This is a genomic window from Streptomyces filamentosus, assembly GCF_014654895.1.
GTDB lineage: Bacteria > Actinomycetota > Actinomycetes > Streptomycetales > Streptomycetaceae > Streptomyces > Streptomyces filamentosus.
The window spans coordinates 1006408-1031496 of the sequence record NZ_BNBE01000003.1; the positions used below are offsets into that span (position 1 = coordinate 1006408).

The 25089-nt window shown below is 73.1% G+C and carries 24 protein-coding genes; 22 read left to right on the forward strand and 2 right to left on the reverse strand.

All coding sequences use genetic code 11. From position 1 onward, the window contains the following. Positions 1 to 162 precede the first annotated feature (162 nt). The 8 genes from aroC to nusB all read left to right on the forward strand — a co-directional run bounded on the left by aroC (position 163) and on the right by nusB (position 6811). Positions 163 to 1347, forward strand: a complete 1185-nt coding sequence (gene aroC / locus IE326_RS32040; RefSeq protein ID WP_150227259.1) for a chorismate synthase — start codon at positions 163 to 165, stop codon at positions 1345 to 1347. Beyond that, positions 1344 to 1862, forward strand: a complete 519-nt coding sequence (locus IE326_RS32045; protein ID WP_150227258.1) for a shikimate kinase — start codon at positions 1344 to 1346, stop codon at positions 1860 to 1862. Before aroC ends, IE326_RS32045 begins: the two co-directional genes overlap by 4 nt. Continuing rightward, the gene (gene aroB, locus IE326_RS32050) at positions 1859 to 2956 is read left to right on the forward strand and encodes a 3-dehydroquinate synthase (protein ID WP_190044003.1); all 1098 of its coding nucleotides are present in this window, start codon (positions 1859 to 1861) and stop codon (positions 2954 to 2956) included. Before IE326_RS32045 ends, aroB begins: the two co-directional genes overlap by 4 nt. Next, positions 2953 to 3420, forward strand: coding sequence for a type II 3-dehydroquinate dehydratase (aroQ, locus tag IE326_RS32055; RefSeq protein ID WP_190044004.1), 468 nt, complete (start codon positions 2953 to 2955; stop codon positions 3418 to 3420). Before aroB ends, aroQ begins: the two co-directional genes overlap by 4 nt. 268 nt (positions 3421 to 3688) lie before the next feature. After that, a complete protein-coding gene (locus tag IE326_RS32060; RefSeq protein WP_150227255.1) occupies positions 3689 to 4573 on the forward strand; it encodes an AAA family ATPase in 885 nt (294 codons plus the stop codon). A gap of 69 nt (positions 4574 to 4642) precedes the next feature. Beyond that, positions 4643 to 5755, forward strand: a complete 1113-nt coding sequence (locus IE326_RS32065; RefSeq protein ID WP_190044005.1) for a M24 family metallopeptidase — start codon at positions 4643 to 4645, stop codon at positions 5753 to 5755. 49 nt (positions 5756 to 5804) lie between these two features. Further along, positions 5805 to 6371 (forward strand): elongation factor P, encoded by a 567-nt coding sequence (gene efp, locus IE326_RS32070; RefSeq protein WP_030745513.1) that lies wholly within the window; start codon positions 5805 to 5807, stop codon positions 6369 to 6371. 2 nt (positions 6372 to 6373) lie between these two features. Next, positions 6374 to 6811 (forward strand): transcription antitermination factor NusB, encoded by a 438-nt coding sequence (gene nusB, locus IE326_RS32075; RefSeq protein ID WP_150227253.1) that lies wholly within the window; start codon positions 6374 to 6376, stop codon positions 6809 to 6811. 190 nt (positions 6812 to 7001) lie between these two features. On the opposite strand, the gene bldD is transcribed toward nusB, so the two are convergent. After that, entirely contained in the window at positions 7002 to 7502 is a 501-nt protein-coding gene (bldD, locus tag IE326_RS32080) for a transcriptional regulator BldD (RefSeq protein WP_015032294.1), read from the reverse strand. Between the two features lie 257 nt (positions 7503 to 7759). Here bldD and pyrR point away from each other — a divergent pair, with 257 nt between their 5' ends. From pyrR to IE326_RS32150, 14 genes are all read left to right on the forward strand, one after another. Beyond that, positions 7760 to 8323, forward strand: coding sequence for a bifunctional pyr operon transcriptional regulator/uracil phosphoribosyltransferase PyrR (gene pyrR, locus IE326_RS32085; protein WP_150227252.1), 564 nt, complete (start codon positions 7760 to 7762; stop codon positions 8321 to 8323). A gap of 84 nt (positions 8324 to 8407) precedes the next feature. After that, positions 8408 to 9394, forward strand: a complete 987-nt coding sequence (locus IE326_RS32090) for an aspartate carbamoyltransferase catalytic subunit (RefSeq protein ID WP_190044006.1) — start codon at positions 8408 to 8410, stop codon at positions 9392 to 9394. Positions 9395 to 9396: 2 nt separating this feature from the next. Further along, the gene (locus tag IE326_RS32095) at positions 9397 to 10683 is read left to right on the forward strand and encodes a dihydroorotase (RefSeq protein ID WP_190044007.1); all 1287 of its coding nucleotides are present in this window, start codon (positions 9397 to 9399) and stop codon (positions 10681 to 10683) included. Continuing rightward, the gene (locus IE326_RS32100; protein WP_190044008.1) at positions 10680 to 11252 is read left to right on the forward strand and encodes a PH-like domain-containing protein; all 573 of its coding nucleotides are present in this window, start codon (positions 10680 to 10682) and stop codon (positions 11250 to 11252) included. Before IE326_RS32095 ends, IE326_RS32100 begins: the two co-directional genes overlap by 4 nt. Then, positions 11249 to 12388: a glutamine-hydrolyzing carbamoyl-phosphate synthase small subunit gene (carA, locus tag IE326_RS32105; protein WP_150227249.1), complete on the forward strand. Its 1140-nt coding sequence runs from the start codon at positions 11249 to 11251 to the stop codon at positions 12386 to 12388. The genes IE326_RS32100 and carA overlap by 4 nt, the downstream gene beginning before the upstream one ends. Beyond that, positions 12381 to 15689 (forward strand): carbamoyl-phosphate synthase large subunit, encoded by a 3309-nt coding sequence (gene carB / locus IE326_RS32110; RefSeq protein WP_190044009.1) that lies wholly within the window; start codon positions 12381 to 12383, stop codon positions 15687 to 15689. The genes carA and carB overlap by 8 nt, the downstream gene beginning before the upstream one ends. Before the next feature lie 55 nt (positions 15690 to 15744). Continuing rightward, entirely contained in the window at positions 15745 to 16857 is a 1113-nt protein-coding gene (locus IE326_RS32115; protein WP_190044010.1) for a quinone-dependent dihydroorotate dehydrogenase, read from the forward strand. Further along, complete coding sequence (pyrF, locus tag IE326_RS32120; RefSeq protein ID WP_190044011.1) at positions 16854 to 17690, forward strand: orotidine-5'-phosphate decarboxylase; 837 nt, start codon at positions 16854 to 16856, stop codon at positions 17688 to 17690. The genes IE326_RS32115 and pyrF overlap by 4 nt, the downstream gene beginning before the upstream one ends. Positions 17691 to 18008: 318 nt before the next feature. Further along, positions 18009 to 18332 carry an integration host factor gene (locus tag IE326_RS32125; RefSeq protein WP_014157387.1) on the forward strand — a complete coding sequence of 108 codons (324 nt, stop codon included), beginning with the start codon at positions 18009 to 18011 and terminating at the stop codon, positions 18330 to 18332. Positions 18333 to 18404: 72 nt separating this feature from the next. Further along, positions 18405 to 18968, forward strand: a complete 564-nt coding sequence (gene gmk / locus IE326_RS32130) for a guanylate kinase (RefSeq protein ID WP_150227245.1) — start codon at positions 18405 to 18407, stop codon at positions 18966 to 18968. Positions 18969 to 18996: 28 nt separating this feature from the next. Then, complete coding sequence (gene rpoZ / locus IE326_RS32135) at positions 18997 to 19269, forward strand: DNA-directed RNA polymerase subunit omega (RefSeq protein WP_030493615.1); 273 nt, start codon at positions 18997 to 18999, stop codon at positions 19267 to 19269. Positions 19270 to 19327: 58 nt separating this feature from the next. Continuing rightward, positions 19328 to 20593, forward strand: a complete 1266-nt coding sequence (coaBC, locus tag IE326_RS32140; RefSeq protein WP_190044012.1) for a bifunctional phosphopantothenoylcysteine decarboxylase/phosphopantothenate--cysteine ligase CoaBC — start codon at positions 19328 to 19330, stop codon at positions 20591 to 20593. A 255-nt stretch (positions 20594 to 20848) separates the two neighbouring features. Further along, positions 20849 to 22057 (forward strand): methionine adenosyltransferase, encoded by a 1209-nt coding sequence (gene metK / locus IE326_RS32145; RefSeq protein ID WP_150227243.1) that lies wholly within the window; start codon positions 20849 to 20851, stop codon positions 22055 to 22057. 96 nt (positions 22058 to 22153) lie between these two features. Beyond that, positions 22154 to 24292 (forward strand): primosomal protein N', encoded by a 2139-nt coding sequence (locus tag IE326_RS32150; protein ID WP_190044013.1) that lies wholly within the window; start codon positions 22154 to 22156, stop codon positions 24290 to 24292. A 135-nt stretch (positions 24293 to 24427) separates the two neighbouring features. Here the strand turns inward: IE326_RS32150 and IE326_RS32155 are convergent, their stop codons facing one another. After that, complete coding sequence (locus IE326_RS32155) at positions 24428 to 24946, reverse strand: hypothetical protein (protein ID WP_150227241.1); 519 nt, start codon at positions 24944 to 24946, stop codon at positions 24428 to 24430. Between the last annotated feature and the right edge of the window lie 143 nt (positions 24947 to 25089).

Sequence of the window (25089 nt, forward strand, 5' to 3'; positions counted from 1 at the left end):
CCGCCCCCGACACGCCCCCCTCAGGGGCGTGGACCCGGGCGTCCGCAGACCGGACAGGTGCCGGGTCCGGGCCGCGGACATGGGAGGATCGGGGGTGGCGGGCCAGGGCCGCGCACCCGGCCGTGCCGTCGCAGTGCCCAGGCGCGAGCATGAGGAGCATCGTTGAGCAGGTTGCGTTGGCTGACCGCTGGGGAATCCCACGGACCCGCGCTGGTCGCGACGCTGGAGGGTCTTCCCGCCGGCGTCCCGGTCACCACGGAGCTGGTGGCGGACCACCTCGCGCGGCGGCGCCTCGGCTATGGGCGCGGCGCCCGGATGAAGTTCGAGCGGGACGAGGTCACCTTCCTCGGCGGCGTCCGGCACGGGCTCTCGCTCGGCTCGCCGATCGCCGTGATGGTCGGCAACACCGAGTGGCCCAAGTGGGAGAAGGTCATGTCGGCCGACCCGGTCGACCCCTCGGAGCTGAAGGAGACCGGCCGCAACGCGCCGCTCACCCGCCCCCGCCCCGGCCACGCCGACCTCGCCGGCATGCAGAAGTACGGCTTCGACGAGGCCCGGCCGATCCTGGAGCGCGCCAGCGCCCGGGAGACCGCCGCCCGCGTCGCACTCGGCGCCGTCGCCCGGTCCTTCCTCAAGGAGGCCGCGGGCATCGAGATCGTCAGCCACGTGGTCGAGCTGGCCTCCGCCAAGGCCCCGTACGGCGTCTACCCGGTGCCCGGTGACGTCGAGCGGCTCGACGCCGACCCGGTCCGCTGCCTGGACGCCGACGCGTCGAAGGCGATGGTCGCCGAGATCGACCAGGCCCACAAGGACGGCGACACCCTCGGCGGCGTCGTCGAGGTGCTCGCGTACGGCGTGCCCGTCGGCCTCGGCTCGCACGTCCACTGGGACCGCCGCCTCGACGCCCGGCTCGCCGCCGCGCTCATGGGCATCCAGGCCATCAAGGGCGTCGAGGTCGGCGACGGCTTCGACCTCGCCCGGGTGCCCGGCTCCCAGGCCCACGACGAGATCGTGCGGACCGAGGACGGCATCAAGCGCACCTCCGGCCGCTCCGGCGGCACCGAGGGCGGTCTGACCACCGGCGAGCTGCTGCGCGTCCGCGCCGCGATGAAGCCGATCGCGACCGTCCCGCGCGCCCTCGCCACCGTCGACGTCGCCACCGGCGAGGCCGCCGCGGCCCACCACCAGCGCTCCGACGTCTGCGCCGTCCCGGCCGCCGGCATCGTCGCCGAGGCGATGGTCGCCCTCGTCCTCGCCGACGCCGTCGTCGAGAAGTTCGGCGGCGACTCGGTCCCCGAGACCCGTCGCAACGTCCGCTCGTACCTCGACAACCTGCACATCCGGTGACCGGCGGCCCGCTGGTCGTCCTCGTCGGCCCGATGGGCTCCGGCAAGTCCACGGTGGGCACGCTCCTGGCCGAACGGCTCGGCGTGCCCTACCGGGACACCGACGCCGACATCGTCGCCGCCGAGGGCCGCGAGATCTCCGACATCTTCGTCGAGGACGGCGAGGAGCACTTCCGCGCCCTGGAGCGGGCCGCCGTCGCGACGGCCGTCGCCGAGCACGGGGGCGTCCTCGCCCTCGGCGGCGGCGCGGTCCTCGACGCCGGCACCCGCGCCCTGCTGGCCGGGCGGCCCGTCGCGTACCTCTCGATGGACGTCGAGGAGGCCGTGCGGCGGGTCGGGCTCGGCGCGGCCCGCCCGCTGCTCGCCGTCAACCCGCGCCGGCAGTGGCGCGAGCTGATGGACGCCCGGCGCCACCTGTACGAAGAAGTCGCCCGCGTCGTGGTCGCCACCGACGCGCGCACCCCGGAAGAGGTCGCCGAGGCGGTCCTCGACGCACTGGAGTTGAAGGACGCATGAGCACGGACCAGGAAGTGACCCGGATCCAGGTCGGCGGCAGCGCGGGTACGGAGCCGTACGAGGTGCTGGTCGGCCGGCAGTTGCTCGGCGAGCTGCCCGCCCTCATCGGCGACAAGGCCAAGCGGGTCGCCGTCATCCACCCCGAGGCGCTCGCCGACACCGGTGAGGCGCTGCGCGAGGACCTCGCGGCGCAGGGCTACGAGGCCGTCGCCATCCAGGTGCCGAACGCCGAGGAGGCGAAGACCGCCGAGGTCGCCGCGTACTGCTGGAAGGCGCTCGGCCAGACCGGCTTCACCCGCACCGACGTCATCGTCGGCGTCGGCGGCGGCGCCACCACCGACCTGGCCGGCTTCGTCGCCGCGACCTGGCTGCGGGGCGTCCGCTGGGTCGCCGTGCCGACCACCGTCCTCGGCATGGTCGACGCGGCCGTCGGCGGCAAGACCGGCATCAACACCGCCGAGGGCAAGAACCTCGTCGGCGCCTTCCACCCGCCGGCCGGGGTCCTGTGCGACCTCGCCGCGCTGGAGTCGCTGCCGGTGCACGACTTCGTCAGCGGCCTCGCCGAGATCATCAAGACGGGCTTCATCGCCGACCCGGTGATCCTCGACCTGATCGAGGAGGACCCGCAGGCGGCCCGTACGCCCGCGGGCCCGCACACCGCCGAGCTGATCATCCGCTCCATCCAGGTCAAGGCGGACGTGGTCTCCGGCGACCTCAAGGAGTCCGGCCGCCGCGAGATCCTCAACTACGGGCACACCCTCGCCCACGCCATCGAGAAGAACGAGCGGTACAAGTGGCGCCACGGCGCCGCCGTCTCCGTCGGCATGGTCTTCGCCGCCGAACTGGGCCGCCTCGCGGGCCGGCTCGACGACGCCACCGCCGACCGGCACCGCGCGGTCCTGGAGTCCGTCGGCCTGCCGCTCACCTACCGCGGCGACCAGTGGCCCAAGCTCCTGGAGACGATGAAGGTGGACAAGAAGTCCCGCGGCGACCTGCTGCGCTTCATCGTCCTCGACGGGCTCGCCAAGCCGTCCGTCCTGGAGGGCCCGGACCCGGCCGTCCTCGTCGCCGCCTACGGGGAGCTCTCCGCGTGAGCGGGACGGGCGGGCCGCGCCGCGTCCTGGTGCTGAACGGGCCGAACCTCGGCCGGCTGGGCTCGCGCGAGCCCGACATCTACGGCGCCACCTCCTACCAGGGGCTCGTCACCTCCTGCCGGGAGCTGGGCGCCGAGCTCGGCTTCGACGTCGAGGTCCGCGAGACCAACGACGAGGGCGAGATGATCCGCTGGCTGCACGAGGCGGCCGACGGACGGGTGCCGGTCGTGCTCAACCCGGGCGCGTTCACGCACTACTCGTACGGGATGCGGGACGCGGCGGCGCAGCGCACCGCCCCGCTGATCGAGGTGCACATCTCGAACCCGTACACCCGCGAGGAGTTCCGGCACACCTCGGTGGTGGCCGCGGTGGCGACGGGCACGATCGCCGGCTTCGGCATCGGCTCGTACCGGCTCGCCCTGCGCGCCCTCGCCGAGGAACTCGACCTCGACCCGCAGGTCTGAGAGGGACCCGGGCCGCCGGAGGGCCGGGGCGGTCTCGCGCCGCCGGAGGGCCGGACCGGGGCCCCGGCCCCCCGGTCCGCCGCTTCCCCGGGGTCCGGGACGGACCGGGGGAGGGGCCGGGCACTTCGGCGGGGCCCCGCCCGTTCCCCGAGCGGGGGGATGGGGCGGTAACGTTTTGGCATCCCCGGGCGGAGCGGGGCGGGCCCACGGCGGCGCCGCACCGGACGCCCGCACCGACGCACAGCCCGACGAGACGGAGTGGGACCGGATGCAGCACGCAGTGGGAGGACCGCTGCCCCCGTCCGAACAGCCGGGCCCGGTGCCCGGCCCGATCCCGGCCGGAGGACCCGGCCCGGTGCCCCCGCTCCCGCAGGCCGCGCCCTATCCGGCACCGCCGTCCGGCACGCCCGGCGGCCGGCTCGGGGTGCACCCGGCCGTCCAGCCCGGCCCGCCCCCCGGACCCGCCGGCGCGCCCTGGGGCGCCGCCCCCGGCGCCGTGCCCCCGCCGCCCCCGGGCGCGATACCCCCGCACGCCACCGGAGCCGTGCCCCTGGCGCCGCCCGTCCCGGTCGCCCCGCACGGGCCCGGCACCGGGGCCGCGACCCTCGCCGTCCTGCTCATCGGACCCGCCGGCGCGGGCAAGACGACCGTCGCCCGGCACTGGGCGCGCCGCCGGCCCGTCCCCACCGCCCACATCAGCCTCGACGACGTCCGCGAATGGGTGTGCTCCGGCTTCGCCGACCCCCAGTCGGGCTGGAACGAGAACTCCGAGGCCCAGTACCGGCTGGCCCGCCGCACCTGCGGCTTCGCCGCCCGCAACTTCCTCGCCAACGGCATCTCCTGCATCCTCGACGACGCCGTCTTCCCCGACCGGCCCGTCGTCGGCCTCGGCGGCTGGAAGCGCCACGTCGGCCCCGGTCTGCTGCCCGTCGTCCTGCTCCCCGGCCTGGAGGTCGTCCTGGAGCGCAACGCCCAGCGCTCCGGCAACCGCCGGCTGACCGACGAGGAGGTCGCCGCGATCCACGGCAGGATGGCCGGCTGGTACGGCTCCGGGCTGCCGATCATCGACAACTCCTCGCTCGACGTGGAGACCACCGCCCGGCTCCTCGACGAGGCCCTGGCCCGCGCGATGGCCGCCCCGCCCGGCGCCTGACGGCCCGGCGTTCCCCGGTCGGCCGCCGCCGACGGGCCGGGCCGCCGCCCGGCTCGTAGGCTCGGAGGCATGTCACAGGTGTATGCGGACCGCCGGGTACGGCTGCGCGACCGGTGCGCGGCAGCGGGCAGTGCGGCGGCCCTGGTCTCCCGCCCCGCCAACGTCCGCTATCTCGCGGGCGGAGCCCCGCCCGGGGCCGTCCTGCTCGTCGGCCCCGATCCCGGCACCGACCTCCTGCTCCGGCCCGCCGCCGAAGAGGGCGAGCCGCTCGACGGACGGCTGGACGAACTCCTCCGGCAGCAGCAGCTCCCGCTCGGCGCGGGCGACCCGGCCGTCGCCGCCGCCGAACTCGCCCGCCGCGCCGGGGCCGACGGGCTGGCCGTGGAGGAGCACGACCTGACGGTGGCCCGGTACCGCAGCCTCGGCGCCGCCGCCCCCCAGCTCCGCCTCGCCGACCTCGCCTGCTCCGTCGAGCAGCTCCGGGTGGTCAAGGACGAGGACGAGATCGCCTGCCTGCGGATCGCCGCCGAGATCGCCGACCAGGCCCTCGGCGAGCTCCTGGAGTCCATCCTCGTCGGCCGGACCGAACGCCACCTCGCCCTGGAGCTGGAGCGGCGGCTCGTCGACCACGGCGCCGACGGCGCCGCCTTCCCCACCTCCGTCGCCACCGGCCCGCACTCCGGCCGGCGCGGCCACCGCCCCACCGACCGCCGGGTCGAGGAGGGCGACTTCCTCTCCGTCTGCCTCGGCGCCGACTACCGCGGCTACCGCTGCGAGATCGGCCGGACCTTCGTCATCGGGACCGCGCCCGCCGACTGGCAGATCGAGCTGTACGAGCTGGTCTTCGCCGCCCAGCGGGCCGGACGGGAGTCCCTCGTGCCCGGCGCCGGATACCGTGACGTGGACCGCGCGGCCCGTCAGATCCTGGACTCCGCGGGCCACGCGGAGACCGCCGCACCCCTCACCGGGCACGGGGTCGGGCTCGAAATCGACGAGGACCCGCAGTTGTCCCCCTCGGCCATGGGTAAACTGGACGCTTGTGTGCCGGTCACCGTCGAACCGGGGGTCCACCTCCCGGGCCGGGGCGGGGTCCGGATCGATGACACGCTCGTCGTGCGCCAGGAGGCGGACGGCGGACCCGAGCTACTCACCATCACGACCAAGGAACTGCTCGCGCTGTGAGGCGCGCAGGCCCCCTCGGTCCCACGTCAGTCCAGGAGATTCCGCAACCGTGGCTTCCACGAACGACCTCAAGAACGGCATGGTGCTCAAGCTCGAAGGCGGCCAGCTCTGGTCCGTCGTCGAGTTCCAGCACGTCAAGCCCGGCAAGGGCCCGGCCTTCGTGCGCACCAAGCTCAAGAACGTGCTGTCCGGCAAGGTCGTCGACAAGACCTTCAACGCCGGCGTGAAGGTGGAGACCGCGAACGTCGACAAGCGCGACATGCAGTTCTCCTACATGGACGGCGACTACTTCGTCTTCATGGACCTGGACACCTACGACCAGCTCCACATCGACCGCAAGGTCGTCGGCGACGCCGCCAACTTCCTCATCGAGGGCTTCACCGCGCTCGTCGCGCAGAACGAGGGCTCCGTGCTCTACGTCGAGCTGCCGGCCGCCGTCGAGCTCGTGATCGCCGAGACCGAGCCGGGCGTCCAGGGCGACCGCTCCACCGGCGGCACCAAGCCCGCCAAGCTGGAGACCGGCCACGAGATCCAGGTCCCGCTCTTCATCACCACCGGTGAGAAGGTCAAGGTCGACACCCGCACCAGCGACTACCTCGGCCGGGTGAACAGCTAACCGTGGCTGCCCGGAGCAAGGCCCGCAGGCGGGCCTTCCAGATCCTGTTCGAGGCCGACCAGCGCGGCACTTCGGTCCAGGAGGTCCTCGCGGACCAGATCCGGCTCCACCGCGCCGACGCGCAGCAGCCGCCGGTCGGTGACTTCACGATGCAGCTGGTCGAGGGGTACGCCGAGCACGTGGCCCGCATCGACGAGCTCATCGCCACCTACGCGGTGGACTGGGAGCTCGACCGGATGCCCGCCGCCGACCGGAACATCGTGCGCCTCGCCGCGTACGAGCTGATCTGGGAGGACGGCACCCCGGACGCCGTGGCGATCGACGAGGCCGTGCAGCTGGCCAAGGAGTTCTCCACGGACGACTCCCCGGCCTTCGTCAACGGCCTCCTGGGACGCTTCAAGGACCTGAAGCCCCGACTGCGCCGGGACGCGGACGCCTAGCAGTCCCCGTCACCCGTACGGCTCACGCCGAAGGGGCCCGCAGCACCTCGGTGCGGCGGGCCCCTTCGCGTACCGCCATCCGGGTGGGAGGGGGGCGGTGTGCGGCAGGAAAAGCGCCGGGCCCGTGGCGTCGGATGACGTCCACGGGCCCGGCGGCACGTTTCTGCAGTGAGAGCTGCTGCGGAGGAGGTCAGTTCTCCTCGTGGGCGACCGCGCGGCGCGCGTCCGCGTCGAGCACGCCCCAGCTGATCAGCTGCTCGGTCAGGACCGAGGGGGACTGGTCGTAGATGACGGCCAGGGTGCGCAGGTCGTCCTGGCGGATCGACAGCACCTTGCCGTTGTAGTCGCCGCGCTGCGACTGGATCGTCGCCGCGTAGCGCTGGAGGGGGCCGGCCTTCTCCTGCGGGACGTGGGCCAGGCGCTCCAGGTCCAGGACCAGCTTCGGCGGGGGCTCGGCGGCACCGCCCGGGGTCGTGCCGGGCAGCAGCTCCTGCACCGGAACCCCGTAGAAGTCCGCCAGCTCGGCCAGACGCTGCACGGTCACGGCACGGTCGCCGCGCTCGTACGAGCCGACCACGACGGCCTTCCAGCGGCCCTGGGACTTCTCCTCCACCCCGTGGAGGGACAGGCCCTGCTGGGTGCGGATGGCGCGGAGTTTGGCCCCGAGCTGCTTTGCGTATTCGCTGGACATAACGCTCCCGGACGCTGTGACGACATGCGGCTGCGCCGCGCGGCTGGTAACTCACTGTGAGGTTACGCAGCGTTACTCTTTCCCGTCAAGCCGAAAGGGGCTCGCCACCCCCTCCCGGGGGACGGTTCTGCGCAGGTCGGAGCGGGGGAGGGGTGCCTCGGGGAAAGCCCGTGCGAGCCACCCTGCTAAAGTGGACGCCGTACATCCGACGTCCTTTAAGAACCGTCCCGTGAGGCGGAGAAGGAGGTCCTTTCTTCATGGACACGCAAGAGCACACCGATGAGGCGCGGCCCGTTCTCGAGGCCCCCGACATCGCCCGGGTCCTGACCCGGATCGCCCACGAGATCGTCGAGCGCGCCAAGGGCGCCGACGACGTGATCCTCCTCGGCATCCCCACCCGCGGCGTCTACCTCGCCCGCCGGCTCGCCGAGAAGCTCGAATCGATCACCGGCGCGAAGATCCCGGTCGGATCCCTCGACATCACCATGTACCGCGACGACCTCCGGATGAAGCCGGCGCGCGCCATCGGCCGCACCGAGATCCCCGCGGAGGGCATCGACGGCCGCCTCGTCGTCCTCGTCGACGACGTCCTCTTCTCGGGCCGCACCATCCGCGCCGCCCTCGACGCCCTCGGCGACATCGGCCGCCCCCGCGCGGTCCAGCTCGCCGTCCTCGTCGACCGCGGCCACCGCGAGCTCCCGATCCGCGCCGACTACGTCGGCAAGAACCTCCCCACGTCGCTGCGGGAGACCGTCAAGGTCCAGCTCGCCGAGGAGGACGGCCGCGACACCGTCCTGCTCGGCGGCAAGTCCGCCGGCTAGCCGGACCGGCCGCCCCCGCGGAGCCCAGGGCACCCCCTGCGCTCCCGCATGCCCGCACGCCTCCCACCCCGGAGAGAAACCCCGATGATGCGTCACCTCATCTCGGCCGCCGACCTCACCCGCGACGACGCCGTCCTGATCCTCGACACCGCCGAGGAGATGGCCCGGGTGGCCGACCGGCCGATCAAGAAGCTGCCGACCCTCCGCGGCCGGACCATCTGCAACCTCTTCTTCGAGGACTCCACCCGCACCCGGATCTCCTTCGAGGCCGCGGAGAAGCGCCTCTCCGCCGACGTCATCAACTTCGCGGCCAAGGGCTCCAGCGTCTCCAAGGGCGAGTCGCTGAAGGACACCGCGCAGACCCTGGAGGCGATGGGCGTCGACGCCGTCGTCATCCGGCACAGCGCCTCCGGCGCCCCCTTCCGCCTCGCCACCTCCGGCTGGATCGACGCCCCCGTCATCAACGCGGGCGACGGCACCCACCAGCACCCCACCCAGGCCCTCCTGGACGCCTTCACCATGCGCCGCCGCCTCGTCGGCCGTGACGCCGGCCTCGGCAGGGACCTGGCCGGCAAGCGCGTCACCCTCGTCGGCGACGTCCTGCACAGCCGGGTCGCCCGCTCCAACGTCGACCTGCTGCACACCCTCGGCGCCGAGGTCACCCTGGTGGCCCCGCCGACCCTCGTCCCCGTCGGCGTCGAGACCTGGCCCTGCGAGGTCTCCTACGACCTCGACGGCGTGCTGCCGAAGTCCGACGCGGTCATGATGCTGCGTGTGCAGCGCGAGCGGATGAACGCCGCCTTCTTCCCGACCGAGCGCGAGTACTCGCGCCGCTACGGCCTGGACGGCGAGCGGATGGCGAAGATGCCCGAGCACGCCATCGTCATGCACCCCGGCCCCATGGTCCGCGGCATGGAGATCACCGCCGAGGTCGCCGACTCCGACCGCTGCACGGTCGTCGAGCAGGTCGCCAACGGCGTCTCCGTCCGGATGGCCGTCCTCTACCTGCTGCTCGGCGGCTCCGAGCCCGCCGTCGCCCCCGCCACCACCCGTACCGAGGAGAGCAAGTAAAGATGAGCAAGATCCTTATCCGCGGTGCGCAGGTGCTGGGCGGCGAGCCGCAGGACGTCCTGATCGACGGCGAGACCATCGAGGCGGTCGGCACCGGCCTGAGCGCCGAGGGCGCGACCGTGATCGAGGCCGAGGGGCAGATCCTCCTCCCCGGCCTCGTCGACCTCCACACCCACCTGCGCGAGCCCGGCCGCGAGGACTCCGAGACCGTCCTCACCGGCACCCGCGCCGCGGCCTCCGGCGGCTACACCGCCGTCTTCGCCATGGCCAACACCCACCCCGTCGCCGACACCGCCGGCGTCGTCGAGCAGGTCTACCGGCTCGGCAAGGAGGCCGGCTACTGCGACGTGCAGCCCATCGGCGCCGTCACCGTCGGCCTGGAGGGCAAGAAGCTCGCCGAGCTCGGCGCCATGCACGACTCCGCCGCCGGCGTCACCGTCTTCTCCGACGACGGCAAGTGCGTCGACGACGCCGTGATCATGCGCCGCGCCCTGGAGTACGTGAAGGCCTTCGGCGGCGTCGTCGCCCAGCACGCCCAGGAGCCCCGCCTCACCGAGGGCGCCCAGATGAACGAGGGCGTCGTCTCCGCCGAGCTCGGCCTCGGCGGCTGGCCGGCCGTCGCCGAGGAGTCGATCATCGCCCGCGACGTCCTCCTCGCCGAGCACGTCGGCTCCCGCGTCCACATCTGCCACCTCTCCACCGCCGGCTCCGTCGAGATCGTCCGCTGGGCCAAGTCCCGCGGCATCGACGTCACCGCCGAGGTCACCCCGCACCACCTCCTCCTCACGGACGAGCTGGTCCGCACCTACAACCCGGTCTACAAGGTCAACCCGCCGCTGCGCACCGAGCGCGACGTGCTGGCCCTGCGCGAGGCCCTGGCCGACGGCACCATCGACATCGTCGCCACCGACCACGCCCCGCACCCGCACGAGGACAAGGACTGCGAGTGGGCCGCCGCCGCCATGGGCATGGTCGGCCTGGAGACCGCGCTCTCCGTCGTCCAGCAGACGATGGTGGAGACCGGCCTCCTCGACTGGGCCGGCGTCGCCGACCGGATGTCCGCCGCCCCGGCCCGCATCGGCCGCGCCACCGGCCATGGACGACCCGTCTCGGCTGGTGAGCCCGCGAACCTGGTCCTGGTCGATCCGGCTTACCGTGGGACCGTGGACCCCGCGGACTTCGCCTCCCGCAGCCGCAACACCCCCTACGAGGGTCGTGAGCTGCCGGGTCGCGTCACCCACACCTTCCTGCGGGGCCGGGCAACGGTCATGGACGGGAAGTTGGCGTGACACACACCCTCGCAAGCGCGGCCCTCGCCGCGGAGCAGAAGTCGGCAGAGGTGACCGACTGGGCCGGCCGCATCGGCTGGGTCGTCGGACTCCTGCTCTTCGTCGCCTTCGTCTACTGGCTGATGCGCCAGGGATGGAAGTGGCGCGGCAGCCTCCAGTCCGACCTCCCCGAACTCCCCGAGGTGCCGCAGGCGCCCGGTGAGGCCAAGCTGACGATGGACGGGCGCTACCACGGCTCCACCACCGCCGGACAGTGGCTCGACCGGATCGTCGCCCACGGCCTCGGCACCCGCAGCCGCGCCGGGCTCACGCTCACCGACGCCGGGATCTCCGTCGTCCGCCCCGGGGCGAACGACTTCCTGATCCCCGCCGCCGCCCTGCGCGAGGCCCGTCTCGACAAGGGCATCGCCGGCAAGGTCCTCGCCGAGGGCGGGCTCCTGATCGTCACCTGGGAGCACGGCTCCACCCTCCTCGACTCCGGCTTCCGCTCCGACCGGGCGGCCGAGCACACGGCCTGGGTCGACACCCTCAACTCCATGATCAACACGACGGAAGGCATCGCACGATGACGACCTCCACAAGGGGAGCCCAGGCTCCCGCCGTACTCGTCCTGGAGGACGGCCGCACCTTCCGCGGCCGCGCCTACGGGGCCGTGGGGGAGACCTTCGGCGAGGCCGTGTTCTCCACCGGCATGACCGGCTACCAGGAGACCCTGACCGACCCCTCGTACGACCGCCAGATCGTGGTCGCCACCGCGCCCCAGATCGGCAACACCGGCTGGAACGACGAGGACGACGAGTCGAGCCGCATCTGGGTCTCCGGCTACGTGGTCCGCGACCCCGCCCGCATCCCGTCGAACTGGCGCGCCACGCGCAGCCTCGACGACGAGCTGGTCGCCCAGGGCGTCGTCGGCATCTCCGGCATCGACACCCGCGCCCTCACCCGCCACCTGCGCGAGCGCGGCTCCATGCGCGCCGGCGTCTTCTCCGGCGAGGCCCTCGCCCCCGAGGCCGAGCTGCTCGCCCGCGTGCAGGCCCAGCCGCACATGAAGGGCGCCAGCCTCTACGAGGAGGTCGCCACCAAGGAGACGTACGTCGTCCCCGCGATCGGCGACAAGAAGTTCACCGTCGCCGCGATCGACCTCGGCATCAAGGGCATGACCCCGCACCGGATGGCCGAGCGCGGCATCGAGGTCCACGTGCTGCCCGCCACCGCGACCGTCGAGGACGTCTACGCGGTGAACCCGGACGGCGTCTTCTTCTCCAACGGCCCGGGCGACCCGGCCACCGCCGACGGCCCGGTCGCGCTCATGACCGCCGTCCTGGAGCGCAGGACCCCGCTCTTCGGCATCTGCTTCGGCAACCAGATCCTCGGCCGCGCGCTCGGCTTCGGCACCTACAAGCTGAAGTACGGCCACCGAGGCATCAACCAGCCCGTCCAGGACCGCACCACCGGCAAGGTCGAGGTCACCGCGCACAACCACGGCTTCGCCGTCGACGCGCCCCTCGACAAGGTCTCCGAGACCCCCTTCGGCCGCGCCGAGGTCTCCCACGTCTGCCTCAACGACGACGTGGTGGAGGGCCTGCACCTGCTCGACCAGCCGGGCTTCTCCGTCCAGTACCACCCCGAGGCGGCCGCGGGCCCGCACGACGCCGCGTACCTCTTCGACCGCTTCGTGACCCTCATGGAGGCCGAGCGTGCCTAAGCGCACCGACATCCAGTCCGTCCTGGTCATCGGCTCCGGCCCGATCGTCATCGGCCAGGCCGCCGAGTTCGACTACTCCGGCACCCAGGCCTGCCGCATCCTCAAGGCCGAGGGCCTGCGGGTCATCCTGGTCAACTCCAACCCGGCCACGATCATGACCGACCCGGAGATCGCCGACGCCACCTACGTCGAGCCGATCACCCCCGAGTTCGTCGAGAAGATCATCGCCAAGGAGCGCCCCGACGCCCTCCTGCCCACCCTCGGCGGCCAGACCGCGCTCAACACCGCGATCTCCATGCACGAGCAGGGCGTCCTGGAGAAGTACGGCGTCGAGCTCATCGGCGCCAACGTCGAGGCCATCCACAAGGGCGAGGACCGCGACCTCTTCAAGGGCGTCGTCGAGGCCGTCAAGGCCAAGATCGGCTACGGCGAGTCCGCCCGCTCGGTCATCTGCCACTCCATGGACGACGTCCTCAAGGGCGTCGAGACGCTCGGCGGCTACCCCGTCGTCGTCCGCCCCTCCTTCACCATGGGCGGCGCCGGCTCCGGCTTCGCCCACGACGAGGAGGAGCTGCGCCGCATCGCCGGCCAGGGCCTCACGCTCTCCCCGACCACCGAGGTGCTCCTGGAGGAGTCCATCCTCGGCTGGAAGGAGTACGAGCTGGAGCTGATGCGCGACAAGAACGACAACGTCGTGGTCGTCTGCTCCATCGAGAACTTCGACCCGATGGGCGTCCACACCGGCGACTCCATCACCGTCGCCCCGGCGATGACCCTCACCGACCGCGAGTACCAGCGGCTGCGCGACATCGGCATCGCGATCATCCGCGAGGTCGGCGTCGACACCGGCGGCTGCAACATCCAGTTCGCGGTCGACCCGGTCGACGGCCGGATCATCGTCATCGAGATGAACCCGCGCGTCTCCCGCTCCTCGGCGCTCGCCTCCAAGGCCACCGGCTTCCCGATCGCCAAGATCGCCGCCCGGCTCGCCGTCGGCTACACGCTCGACGAGATCCCGAACGACATCACGGAGAAGACCCCGGCGTCCTTCGAGCCCACGCTCGACTACGTCGTCGTCAAGGCCCCGCGCTTCGCCTTCGAGAAGTTCCCCTCCGCCGACTCCACGCTGACCACGACCATGAAGTCGGTCGGCGAGGCCATGGCCATCGGCCGGAACTTCCCCGAGGCCCTCCAGAAGGCCCTGCGCTCCCTGGAGAAGAAGGGCTCGCAGTTCGCCTTCACCGGCGAGCCCGGCGACAAGGCCGAGCTGCTGCGCGAGGCGGTCCGCCCCACCGACGGCCGCATCAACACCGTCATGCAGGCGATCCGCGCCGGTGCCACCCCCCAGGAGGTCTTCGACGCCACGAGGATCGACCCCTGGTTCGTCGACCAGCTCTTCCTGATCAAGGAGCTCGCCGACGAGCTCGCCGGCGCCGAGAAGCTGGAGCCCGCGCTCCTCGCCGAGGCCAAGCGCCACGGCTTCTCCGACGCCCAGATCGCCGAGATCCGCGGCCTGCGCGAGGACGTCGTCCGCGAGGTCCGGCACGCCCTCGGCGTCCGCCCGGTCTACAAGACGGTCGACACCTGCGCCGCCGAGTTCGCCGCCAGGACGCCGTACTTCTACTCCTCCTACGACGAGGAGTCCGAGGTCGCGCCGCGCGAGAAGCCCGCCGTGATCATCCTCGGCTCCGGCCCGAACCGCATCGGCCAGGGCATCGAGTTCGACTACTCCTGCGTCCACGCCTCCTTCGCCCTGAGCGACGCCGGCTACGAGACCGTGATGGTCAACTGCAACCCCGAGACCGTCTCCACCGACTACGACACCTCCGACCGGCTCTACTTCGAGCCGCTCACCCTGGAGGACGTCCTGGAGATCGTCCACGCCGAGTCCCTCGCGGGCCCGATCGCCGGCGTGGTCGTCCAGCTCGGCGGCCAGACCCCGCTCGGCCTCTCGCAGGCCCTCAAGGACAACGGCGTGCCGGTCGTCGGCACCTCCCCGGAGGCCATCCACGCCGCCGAGGACCGCGGCGCCTTCGGCCGCGTCCTGGAGGAGGCCGGCCTGCCGGCCCCCAAGCACGGCACCGCCACCACCTTCGCCGGCGCCAAGAAGATCGCCGACGAGATCGGCTACCCGGTCCTGGTCCGCCCCTCGTACGTGCTCGGCGGCCGCGGCATGGAGATCGTCTACGACGAGGCGCGCCTGGAGTCGTACATCGCCGAGTCCACGGAGATCTCCCCGACCCGCCCCGTGCTGGTCGACCGCTTCCTCGACGACGCCATCGAGATCGACGTCGACGCCCTCTACGACGGCACCGAGCTCTACCTCGGCGGCGTCATGGAGCACATCGAGGAGGCCGGCATCCACTCCGGCGACTCGGCCTGCGCCCTGCCACCGATCACGCTCGGCGGCTTCGACATCAAGCGGCTGCGCGCCTCCACCGAGGCCATCGCCAAGGGCGTCGGCGTCCGCGGCCTGATCAACATCCAGTTCGCCATGGCCGGCGACATCCTCTACGTCCTGGAGGCCAACCCGCGCGCCTCCCGGACCGTGCCCTTCACCTCCAAGGCCACCGCCGTCCCGCTCGCCAAGGCCGCCGCCCGCATCTCGCTGGGCGCGACCATCGCCGAGCTGCGCGCCGAGGGCCTGCTGCCGAAGACCGGCGACGGCGGCACCCTGCCGCTCGACGCGCCGATCTCCGTCAAGGAGGCCGTGATGCCGTGGTCGCGCTTCCGCGACGTGCACGGCCGCGGCGTGGACACCGTCCTCGGCCCGGAGATGCGCTCCACCGGCGAGGTCATGGGCATCGACGCCGTCTTCGGCACCGCCTACGCCAAGTCGCAGGCCGGTGCCTACGGACCGCTGCCCACCAAGGGCCGCGCCTTCATCTCGGTCGCCAACCGCGACAAGCGCTCGATGATCTTCCCGGCGCGCGAGCTGGTCGCCCACGGCTTCGAGCTGCTCGCCACCTCCGGCACCGCCGAGGTCCTCAAGCGCAACGGCATCAACGCCACCGTCGTGCGCAAGCTCAGCGAGGGCGAGGGGCCGAACGGCGAGAAGACGATCGTCCAGCTGATCCACGACGGCCAGGTCGACCTGATCGTCAACACCCCGTACGGCACCGGCGGCCGCCTCGACGGCTACGAGATCCGTACGGCGGCGGTGTCCCGCGGCGTCCCGTGCCTCACCACGGTGCAGGCGCTCGCCGCGGCGGTCCAGGGCATCGAGGCCCTGGGCCACGGCGACGTCGGGGTCCGTTCCCTCCAGGAACACGCAGAACACCTGACCGCGGCCCGCGACTAGCAGCCATCGAGGGGGACACCGGAAACGGTGTCCCCCTCTCCATGAGGACACCACCATGTACAAGATCTTCTTCCAGCTCGTCTTCAAGCGCATGGACCCCGAGAAGGCCCACCACCTCGCCTTCCGCTGGATCCGGCTCGCGGCCCGCGTCCCCGTCCTGCGCACCTTCGTCGCCGCCGTCCTCGCGCCCCGGTACGAGGAGCTGCGCACCGAGGCCCTGGGCCTCCGCATGCACGGCCCCTTCGGCCTCGCCGCCGGCTTCGACAAGAACGCCGTCGCCATCGACGGCATGGCCATGCTCGGCTTCGACCACGTCGAGATCGGCACGGTCACCGGCGAGGCCCAGCCCGGCAACCCCAAGAAGCGGCTCTTCCGCCTCGTTCCGGACCGGGCCCTGATCAACCGCATGGGCTTCAACAACGAGGGCTCCGCCGCCGTCGCCGCCCGCCTCCACGCGCGCACGGCCGTCTTCAGGACCGTCGTCGGCGTCAACATCGGCAAGACGAAGGTCGTCGAGGAGGCCGACGCCGCCGCCGACTACGTGAAGTCCACCGAGCGCCTCGCCGCCCACGCCGACTACCTCGTCGTGAACGTCTCCTCGCCGAACACCCCCGGCCTGCGCAACCTCCAGGCCACCGAGTCGCTGCGCCCGCTGCTCACCGCCGTCCGCGAGGCCGCCGACCGCACGGTCACCGACCGCCGCGTCCCGCTCCTGGTGAAGATCGCCCCCGACCTCGCCGACGAGGACGTGGACGCCGTCGCCGACCTCGCCGTCGAGCTCGGCCTGGACGGCATCATCGCCACCAACACCACCATCGCCCGCGAGGGCCTCGGCCTGGCCTCCGCCCCGGCCCTCGTCCAGGAGACCGGCGGCCTCTCCGGCGCCCCCCTCAAGGAGCGCTCCCTGGAGGTCCTGCGCCGCCTCTACGCGCGCGTGGGCGACCGGATCGTCCTCGTGGGCGTCGGCGGCATCGAGAACGCCGAGGACGCCTGGCAGCGGATCCTCGCCGGCGCCACCCTGATCCAGGGCTACAGCGCCTTCATCTACGAGGGCCCGTTCTACGCCCGCGCGATCCACAAGGGCCTCGCCGCGCGCCTCGCGGCCTCCCCGTACGCCACGATCGCCGAGGCCGTCGGCGCCGACCACCGAAAGGCCACCGTCCGATGACCCCCTCCTTCGGCACCCGCCTGCGCTCCGCCATGGACGAGCGCGGCCCGCTCTGCGTCGGCATCGACCCGCACGCCTCCCTGCTCGGCTCCTGGGGCCTCGCCGACGACATCGCGGGCCTGGAGCGCTTCACGTACACCGTCGTCGAGGCGCTGGCCGGCACCGTCGCCGTCTTCAAGCCGCAGGCCGCCTTCTTCGAGCGCTTCGGCTCGCGCGGCATCGCCGTCCTGGAGCGCGCCACGGCCGATCTGCGGGCGGCCGGCGGCCTGGTCGTCATGGACGCCAAGCGCGGCGACATCGGCTCCACCATGGCCGCCTACGCGGAGACGTTCCTGCGCAAGGACTCCCCGCTCTTCTCCGACGCGCTCACGGTCTCCCCGTACCTCGGCTACGGCTCCCTGAAGCCGGCCGTCGACCTGGCCCGGGAGTCCGGCGCCGGCCTCTTCGTCCTCGCGCTGACCTCCAACCCGGAGGGCGCCGAGGTCCAGCGGGCCGTCCGCGAGGACGGCCGGACGATCGGCGCGACCATGCTCGCCCACCTGGCCGAGGAGAACGCGGGGGAGGTGCCCATGGGCTCCTTCGGCGCGGTCGTCGGCGCCACCCTCGGCGACCTCTCCTCCTTCGACCTCGACATCAACGGCCCGCTGCTCGCCCCGGGCATCGGCGCCCAGGGCGCGACCCCGGCCGACCTCCCGGCCGTCTTCGGGGACGCGGTCCGCAACGTCGTCCCGAACGTCAGCCGCGGCGTGCTGCGCGCCGGACCGGACGCGTCCGCCCTGCGGGACGCGGCGACGCGCTACGCGGACGAGGTCCGGGCGGCCGTCGCCGGCTGACCGCCGCCCGCCGCCGTCCGGTCATCCCCGCAGGTGGGAGCGGACGGCGGCGCCGGGCCGGGTGTCACCGCCCCCTTCCCGTCCCACTTGACGAAATCTTGGCAGAAAACCGGGTCGTTATGCCGGAAAAGTCCTGGTCGGCAGAGGCTGACCAGGACTTTTCCGCTGTTCTCGCTGACTGGAGCGGCCTTGGCCGCTAGTCTCCGGGGCAGGGCAGACGTCCAACGGCCACGCCGTTGGAGGTTGCTCCACTGGTGTGGGTCTACCAGGTCCTCACCGGTCCGTATCCGACAGATCGACATCCGAGGTGACGTAGGCGTGGCTCTTCCGCCCCTTACCCCTGAACAGCGCGCAGCCGCGCTCGAAAAGGCCGCCGCGGCTCGCCGGGAGCGGGCCGAGGTCAAGAATCGACTCAAGCACTCCGGCGCCTCCCTGCACGAGGTCATCAAGCAGGGCCAGGAGAACGACGTCATCGGCAAGATGAAGGTCTCCGCCCTGCTCGAGTCCCTCCCCGGCGTCGGCAAGGTCCGCGCCAAGCAGATCATGGAGCGGCTCGGCATCTCCGAGAGCCGGCGTGTCCGAGGTCTCGGCTCCAACCAGATCGCCTCCCTGGAGCGCGAGTTCGGCGGCTCCGCCGCCTGACCCGCCGTCCGGCCGGTGCCCGATCGGGGGCACACGTCCCGGGCACCCCGGCGGTACTGGAATAATCGCTGCATGGCAGCAGAGGCACGTCCGCGGCTGACCGTGCTCTCCGGCCCCTCAGGGGTCGGCAAGAGCACGGTCGTCGCTCATATGCGCAAGGTCCACCCCGAGGTCTGGCTCTCGGTGTCGGCCACGACACGAAAGCCCCGCCCCGGCGAGAAGCACGGCGTCCAGTACTTCTTCGTCACGGACGAGGAGTTCGACAAGCTGATCGCCAACGGCGAGCTCCTCGAATGGGCCGAGTTCGCGGGCAACCGCTACGGCACCCCCCGCGGCGCGGTCGTCGAGCGCCTGGACGCCGGCGAGCCCGTGCTCCTGGAGATCGAGCTCCAGGGCGCCCGCCAGGTCAAGGAGTCCATGCCCGACTCCCGCCTGGTCTTCCTGGCCCCGCCGAGCTGGGAGGAGCTGGTCCGCCGGCTCACCGGCCGCGGCACCGAGTCGCCCGAGGTCATCGAGCGCCGCCTGGAGGCCGCCAAGGTCGAGCTCGCCGCCGAGTCGGAGTTCGACACCACGCTCGTCAACACCTCCGTCGAGGACGTCGCGCGCGAGCTGCTAACGTTGATGCACGTAGTCTGATCTTTTATCCATCTTCGGAAGGTAGAGCGTGTCCTCTTCCATCACCGCGCCCGAGGGCATCATCAACCCGCCGATCGACGAGCTGCTCGAGGCCACTGACTCGAAGTACAGCCTCGTGATCTACGCGGCCAAGCGCGCGCGTCAGATCAACGCGTACTACTCGCAGCTCGGTGAGGGCCTGCTGGAGTACGTGGGTCCCCTCGTTGACACCCACGTCCACGAGAAGCCGCTCTCGATCGCCCTGCGCGAGATCAACGCGGGTCTGCTGACCTCCGAGGCCGTCGAGGGCCCCGTTCAGTAAGAGCGTTGCGTTCGTCACCACAGGCCCGGCGGTCCGTCCGCCGGGCCTGTGGTGTCTCATGGAGTCGTACGTCATCCGAGAGCGCGCACCCGCGTGGGGAGAGGCAGCCGTGACCAAGCCGAAGGTCGTCCTGGGCGTGAGCGGCGGCATCGCCGCCTACAAGGCGTGCGAGCTGCTGCGCCGGCTCACCGAGTCGGGCCACGACGTCCGGGTCGTCCCCACCGACTCCGCGCTCCACTTCGTCGGCGCCGCCACCTGGTCCGCGCTGTCCGGCAACCCCGTCTCCACCGAGGTCTGGGACTCCGTCCACGAGGTGCCGCACGTCCGCATCGGCCAGGGCGCCGACCTCGTCGTCGTCGCCCCCGCCACCGCCGACATGCTGGCCAAGGCCGCCCACGGCCTCGCCGACGACCTCCTCACCAACACGCTGCTCACCGCGCGCTGTCCGGTCGTCTTTGCCCCCGCCATGCACACCGAGATGTGGGAGCACCCGGCCACCCAGGAGAACGTGGCCACCCTGCGCCGCCGCGGCGCCGTCGTCGTCGAGCCCGCCGTGGGCCGCCTCACCGGCGTCGACACCGGCAAGGGCCGGCTCCCCGACCCCGGCGAGATCTTCGAGGTCTGCCGGAGGGTCCTCGCCCGCGGCGTCACCGCCCCCGACCTCGCCGGACGGCACGTCGTGATCAGCGCCGGCGGCACCCGCGAGCCCCTCGACCCGGTCCGCTACCTGGGCAACCGCTCCAGCGGCAAGCAGGGCTACGCCCTCGCCAGGGCCGCGGCCGCCCGCGGCGCCCGGGTCACCCTCGTCGAGGCCAACACCGGCCTGCCCGACCCGGCCGGCGTCGACGTCGTCCACATCGGCACCGCCGTCCAGCTCCGCGAGGCCGTCCTCAAGGCCGCCGCCGACGCCGACGCGGTCGTCATGGCCGCCGCCGTCGCCGACTTCCGGCCCGCCGTCTACGCCACCGGCAAGATCAAGAAGACGGACGACGGGGGCGCCCCGACGATCGAACTGGTCCGCAACCCCGACGTCCTCGCCGAGCTCTCCGCCGACCGCGCCCTGCCCGGCCAGGTCGTCGTCGGCTTCGCCGCCGAGACCGACGACGTGCTGCCCAACGGCCGCGCCAAGCTCGCCCGCAAGGGCTGCGACCTCCTCGTCGTCAACGAGGTCGGCGAGCACAGGACCTTCGGCTCGGAGGAGAACGAGGCCGTGGTCCTCGCCGCCGACGGCGCCGAGACCCCGGTCCCGTACGGTCCGAAGGAGGCCCTCGCCGAGACCGTCTGGGACCTCGTCCTGCCGCGCCTGCGCCCGCTGCCCGCCTGACGCGCCCTCCGGGCGGCCGGACGGCCGCCCGGAACGTACGAAACGCCGGTGCGGCGGTGATCCGTCACTCCGCCGGAAGGGGCCGTTCCGGCCGCGGTGTGGCCGGTTCGACACGCCCGAGGGCATTCGTCAGGCGAGACACCTGGTCCAAGGTCCGACCTGGCCCGATAGACTGTCCGTGGAACGTCGCGGGGCGCAGCCCCCTGCCGGTCCGCGAAGAGATAGCCAGCAGCCGCTGCAACCCCAGGGAGCGTTGTGTCCCGTCGTCTGTTCACCTCGGAGTCCGTCACCGAGGGACACCCCGACAAGATCGCTGACCAGATCAGCGACACCATCCTCGACGCGCTGCTCCGGGAGGACCCCACCTCCCGCGTCGCCGTCGAGACGCTGATCACCACCGGCCTCGTGCACGTCGCCGGCGAGGTGACCACCAAGGCGTGGGCGGACATCCCCACCCTCGTCCGCAACAAGATCCTCGAGATCGGGTACGACTCCTCGAAGAAGGGCTTCGACGGCGCCTCCTGCGGCGTGTCGGTGTCCATCGGGTCGCAGTCCCCGGACATCGCGCAGGGCGTGGACACCGCGTACGAGAAGCGCGTCGAGGGCGACGAGGACGAGCTGGACAAGCAGGGCGCCGGCGACCAGGGCCTGATGTTCGGCTACGCCTCGGACGAGACCCCCGAGCTGATGCCGCTGCCGATCCACATCGCGCACCGCCTCTCCCGCCGCCTCACCGAGGTCCGCAAGAACGGGACCATCCCGTACCTGCGTCCCGACGGCAAGACCCAGGTCACCATCGAGTACGACGGCGACAAGGCCGTCCGCCTCGACACCGTCGTCGTCTCCTCGCAGCACGCCTCGGACATCGACCTGGAGTCGCTGCTCGCGCCCGACATCCGCGAGTTCGTCGTCGAGCACGTCCTGGCCCAGCTCGTCGAGGACGGCATCAAGCTCGACACCGAGGGCTACCGCCTCCTGGTGAACCCGACCGGCCGCTTCGAGATCGGCGGCCCGATGGGCGACGCCGGCCTCACCGGCCGCAAGATCATCATCGACACGTACGGCGGCATGGCCCGCCACGGCGGCGGCGCCTTCTCCGGCAAGGACCCGTCGAAGGTCGACCGCTCTGCCGCCTACGCCATGCGCTGGGTCGCGAAGAACGTCGTCGCCGCGGGCCTCGCCTCCCGCTGCGAGGTCCAGGTCGCCTACGCCATCGGCAAGGCCGAGCCCGTCGGTCTCTTCGTGGAGACCTTCGGCACGAACACCATCGAGACCGAGAAGATCGAGAACGCCATCGGCGAGGTCTTCGACCTCCGCCCGGCCGCGATCATCCGCGACCTCGACCTGCTCCGCCCGATCTACTCCCAGACCGCCGCCTACGGCCACTTCGGCCGCGAGCTGCCGGACTTCACCTGGGAGCGCACCGACCGCGTCGACGCCCTGAAGAAGGCCGCCGGCCTCTAAGGCGCCCCGCACCACCACCGGAGCCCGGCACCCCACCACGGGGTGCCGGGCTCCGGCGTGCGCCCGCTGTCCGAGCGGTCTGGTAGGTATGGGGCTGTGAGCAGCGAAAAGGGGAACGGGGAGAGCGGCGAGGAGCCCGAGCAGCTCGCGCTCATCCGGGAGACGGTACGCAAGGCGAAGGTGCCGAAGGCCAAGCCGCGGACCTGGCGGGGCGCCGCGCTCGCCAAGGAGCTGCCGGTCGCCCGGGTGGTGGTGAACAAGGGCGTGCTCCACCTCGACCAGTTCTTCGACTACGCCGTGCCCGAGGAACTCGACGCCGTGGCCCGGCCCGGGGTGCGGGTGCGGGTGCGCTTCGGTGCCGGGGCCGGGCAGGTGCGCGGCGGGCGGCGGGAGGGCGGGCGGCTCATCGACGGGTTCCTCGTCGAACGGCGGGCCTCCTCCGACTACTCGGGGCCGCTGGCCGCGCTCGCCGACGTCGTGTCGCCCGAGCCCGTGCTCGGGCCCGAACTGCTCGCGCTCGCCCGGGCCGTCGCCGACCGGTACGCGGGGAGCCTCGCCGACGTCCTCCAGCTCGCCGTGCCGCCGCGCAGCGCCGCCGCCGAGCGCCGCCCCTCGCCCGCGCCGCTGCCGCCCCCCGCGCCGCCCGTCCCGGGCACCTGGGAGCGGTACGAGCAGGGGCCGGCGTTCCTGGAGTCGCTGGCGCGCGGCGGGGCGCCCCGGGCGGTCTGGACGGCGCTGCCGGGGCCGCACTGGGCGGAGGAGATCGCCCGGACGGTCGCCGCCACGCTCTCCTCGGGGCGCGGGGCCCTCGTCGTCGTGCCCGACGGGCGGGCCGTCGGACGGGTCGACGCGGCGCTGACCGCCCTCCTCGGGGAGGGACGGCACGCGGTGCTGACCGCCGAGGCGGGACCGGAGAAGCGCTACGAGCAGTGGCTCGCCGTCCGGCGGGGCTCCGTGCGGGCCGTCGTCGGCACCCGCGCCGCCATGTTCGCCCCGGTGCGGGACCTGGGTCTCGCCGTCCTCTGGGACGACGGCGACGGCAGCCACAGCGACCCGCACGCCCCCCAGCCGCACGCGCGCGAGGTGCTGCTGCTGCGCGCCGCCCACGACCGGTGCGCCTTCCTCCTCGGCTCCACCGCCTGCACGGTGGAGGCCGCCCAGCTCGTCGAGTCCGGCTGGGCCCGGCCGCTCGCCGCGGGCCGTGAGCAGGTCCGCCGGGCGGCGCCCCTCGTGCGTACCGTCGGCGACGACCAGCTGGCCCGGGACGGGGCCGCCCGGGCCGCCCGGCTGCCCTCGCTCGCCTGGGAGACCCTGCGCGACGGGCTGCGGACCGGCCCCGTCCTCGTCCAGGTGCCCCGCCGGGGGTACGTGCCGAGGCTGGCGTGCGAGCGCTGCCGGACGCCCGCCCGCTGCCGGCACTGCGCCGGGCCGCTGGAGGCCCCCGACCAGCGCGAGCTGCACTGCGGCTGGTGCGGGCGCGAGGCCCCCGGCTGGCACTGCGAGGCGTGCGGCTCCACCCGGCTGCGCGCCCAGGTCGTCGGTGCCCGGCGCACCGCGGAGGAGCTGGGCCGGGCCTTCCCCGCCGTGCCGGTGCGGACCTCCGGCCGCGACCACGTCCTGGACCGGGTGCCGGACCGTCCCGCGCTCGTCGTCTCGACGCCGGGCGCCGAGCCGGTCGCCGACGGCGGCTACGCGGCGGCCCTGCTGCTCGACGGCTGGGCCCTGCTCGGCCGCCCCGACCTGCGGGCAGGGGAGGAGGCGCTGCGCCGCTGGATCGACGCGGCCTCGCTGGTCCGCGGCCAGGCCGAGGGCGGCACGGTGGTGGTGGTCGCCGAGCCGACGCTCCGGCCGGTGCAGGCGCTGGTCCGCTGGGACCCGGTGGGCCACGCCCAGCGGGAGCTGGCCGAGCGCGCCGAGCTGGGCTTCCCGCCGGTCTCCCGGATGGCCGCGGTGAGCGGTGCGCCGGAGGCGGTGGAGACCTTCCTCGCGGGGGCCGCGCTGCCCATGGACGCGGAGGTCCTGGGGCCGGTGCCGCTGCCGGTCGTCCGGCCCGGGGCCGCCCGCAGACCCGGCGACCCGCCGCCCGGCGAGCAGTGGGAGCGGGCCCTGGTGCGGGTCCCGCCGGGCAGCGGTGCGGCCCTCGCGCAGGCCCTCAAGCACGCCCGCGCGAGCCGCCAGGCCCGGGGTGCGGGGGAGCCCGTCCGGATCCGGGTGGATCCGCCGGACATCGGCTGAGGCGCCGGAGCCGGAGTCGGTGCCTCGGCCGATGTCGGCGCCGATGCCGATGCCGGCGCCTGTGGGCTCCGCGCGTGACGACGGCCGCCGCCCCCTGCGGTCAGGGGGTGGCGGCCGGTCGTCGGAGTCGCCCCGTCAGCCGTTGCGCGGGACGGGGAAGGCGGGCGGGCGGGGCTCCTCGCGGAGGGTGGCGCTGCCCGAGGTGGGCTGCGGCGGCATCGAGCGGGCGGCCGGCACGGAGGGCACCGGGCGGGGTGCCACGGCCGGCTCGGCGGTGCGCTCCGGCTCCACCGGGGACGGCTGGGGCGCCCGGCGGGCACCGTAACGGCGGTGGACGGCCTGCTTGGTGACGCCGAGCGCGGAGCCCACCGCGTCCCAGGAGAACCCGAGGGAGCGGTCGAACTCGACGGCCGCGGTCACCAGGGTCTCGACGCTGTCGCGGAGCTCCTGGGCGAGCCGTACGGTGGGGGCGGGCGCGCGGCCGTAGACGACGAAGCCCGTGGACGGGCCGGAGCGGCGGGGGCGGTAGACATTGCCCAGCTGGGCCGTGAGCGTGCGCAGTGCGTCCACCTGCCGTCGGACCCGCTCGATGTCCCGCACGAGCAGGTGCAGACTTGCCCGGGCCTGGGCGTCGTGGGTTGCGTGGTCGGCCATAAAAGAGCCTCTCGAACCGGCAATGTTAAGGACGGGCCGCTGGGGGGCGGCGGCCCGATTCGGTCAATCTCTCTTGACCAACGCGCCACCGGGAGTTGGGTCACGCTGCGGGGGCGTACACGCATATGCGCGGGGCGCTCGCC

Coding starts and splice junctions, on each gene's coding strand:
- gmk (WP_150227245.1), top strand. CDS start 18,405: ATGGCAGCAGAGGCACGTCCGCGGCTGACCGTGCTCTCCGGCCCCTCA.
- carA (WP_150227249.1), top strand. CDS start 11,249: ATGACGACCTCCACAAGGGGAGCCCAGGCTCCCGCCGTACTCGTCCTG.
- bldD (WP_015032294.1), bottom strand. CDS start 7,502: ATGTCCAGCGAATACGCAAAGCAGCTCGGGGCCAAACTCCGCGCCATC.
- pyrR (WP_150227252.1), top strand. CDS start 7,760: ATGGACACGCAAGAGCACACCGATGAGGCGCGGCCCGTTCTCGAGGCC.
- IE326_RS32060 (WP_150227255.1), top strand. CDS start 3,689: ATGCAGCACGCAGTGGGAGGACCGCTGCCCCCGTCCGAACAGCCGGGC.
- IE326_RS32090 (WP_190044006.1), top strand. CDS start 8,408: ATGATGCGTCACCTCATCTCGGCCGCCGACCTCACCCGCGACGACGCC.
- pyrF (WP_190044011.1), top strand. CDS start 16,854: ATGACCCCCTCCTTCGGCACCCGCCTGCGCTCCGCCATGGACGAGCGC.
- coaBC (WP_190044012.1), top strand. CDS start 19,328: ATGGAGTCGTACGTCATCCGAGAGCGCGCACCCGCGTGGGGAGAGGCA.
- IE326_RS32155 (WP_150227241.1), bottom strand. CDS start 24,946: ATGGCCGACCACGCAACCCACGACGCCCAGGCCCGGGCAAGTCTGCAC.
- aroB (WP_190044003.1), top strand. CDS start 1,859: ATGAGCACGGACCAGGAAGTGACCCGGATCCAGGTCGGCGGCAGCGCG.
- IE326_RS32095 (WP_190044007.1), top strand. CDS start 9,397: ATGAGCAAGATCCTTATCCGCGGTGCGCAGGTGCTGGGCGGCGAGCCG.
- IE326_RS32065 (WP_190044005.1), top strand. CDS start 4,643: ATGTCACAGGTGTATGCGGACCGCCGGGTACGGCTGCGCGACCGGTGC.
- IE326_RS32115 (WP_190044010.1), top strand. CDS start 15,745: ATGTACAAGATCTTCTTCCAGCTCGTCTTCAAGCGCATGGACCCCGAG.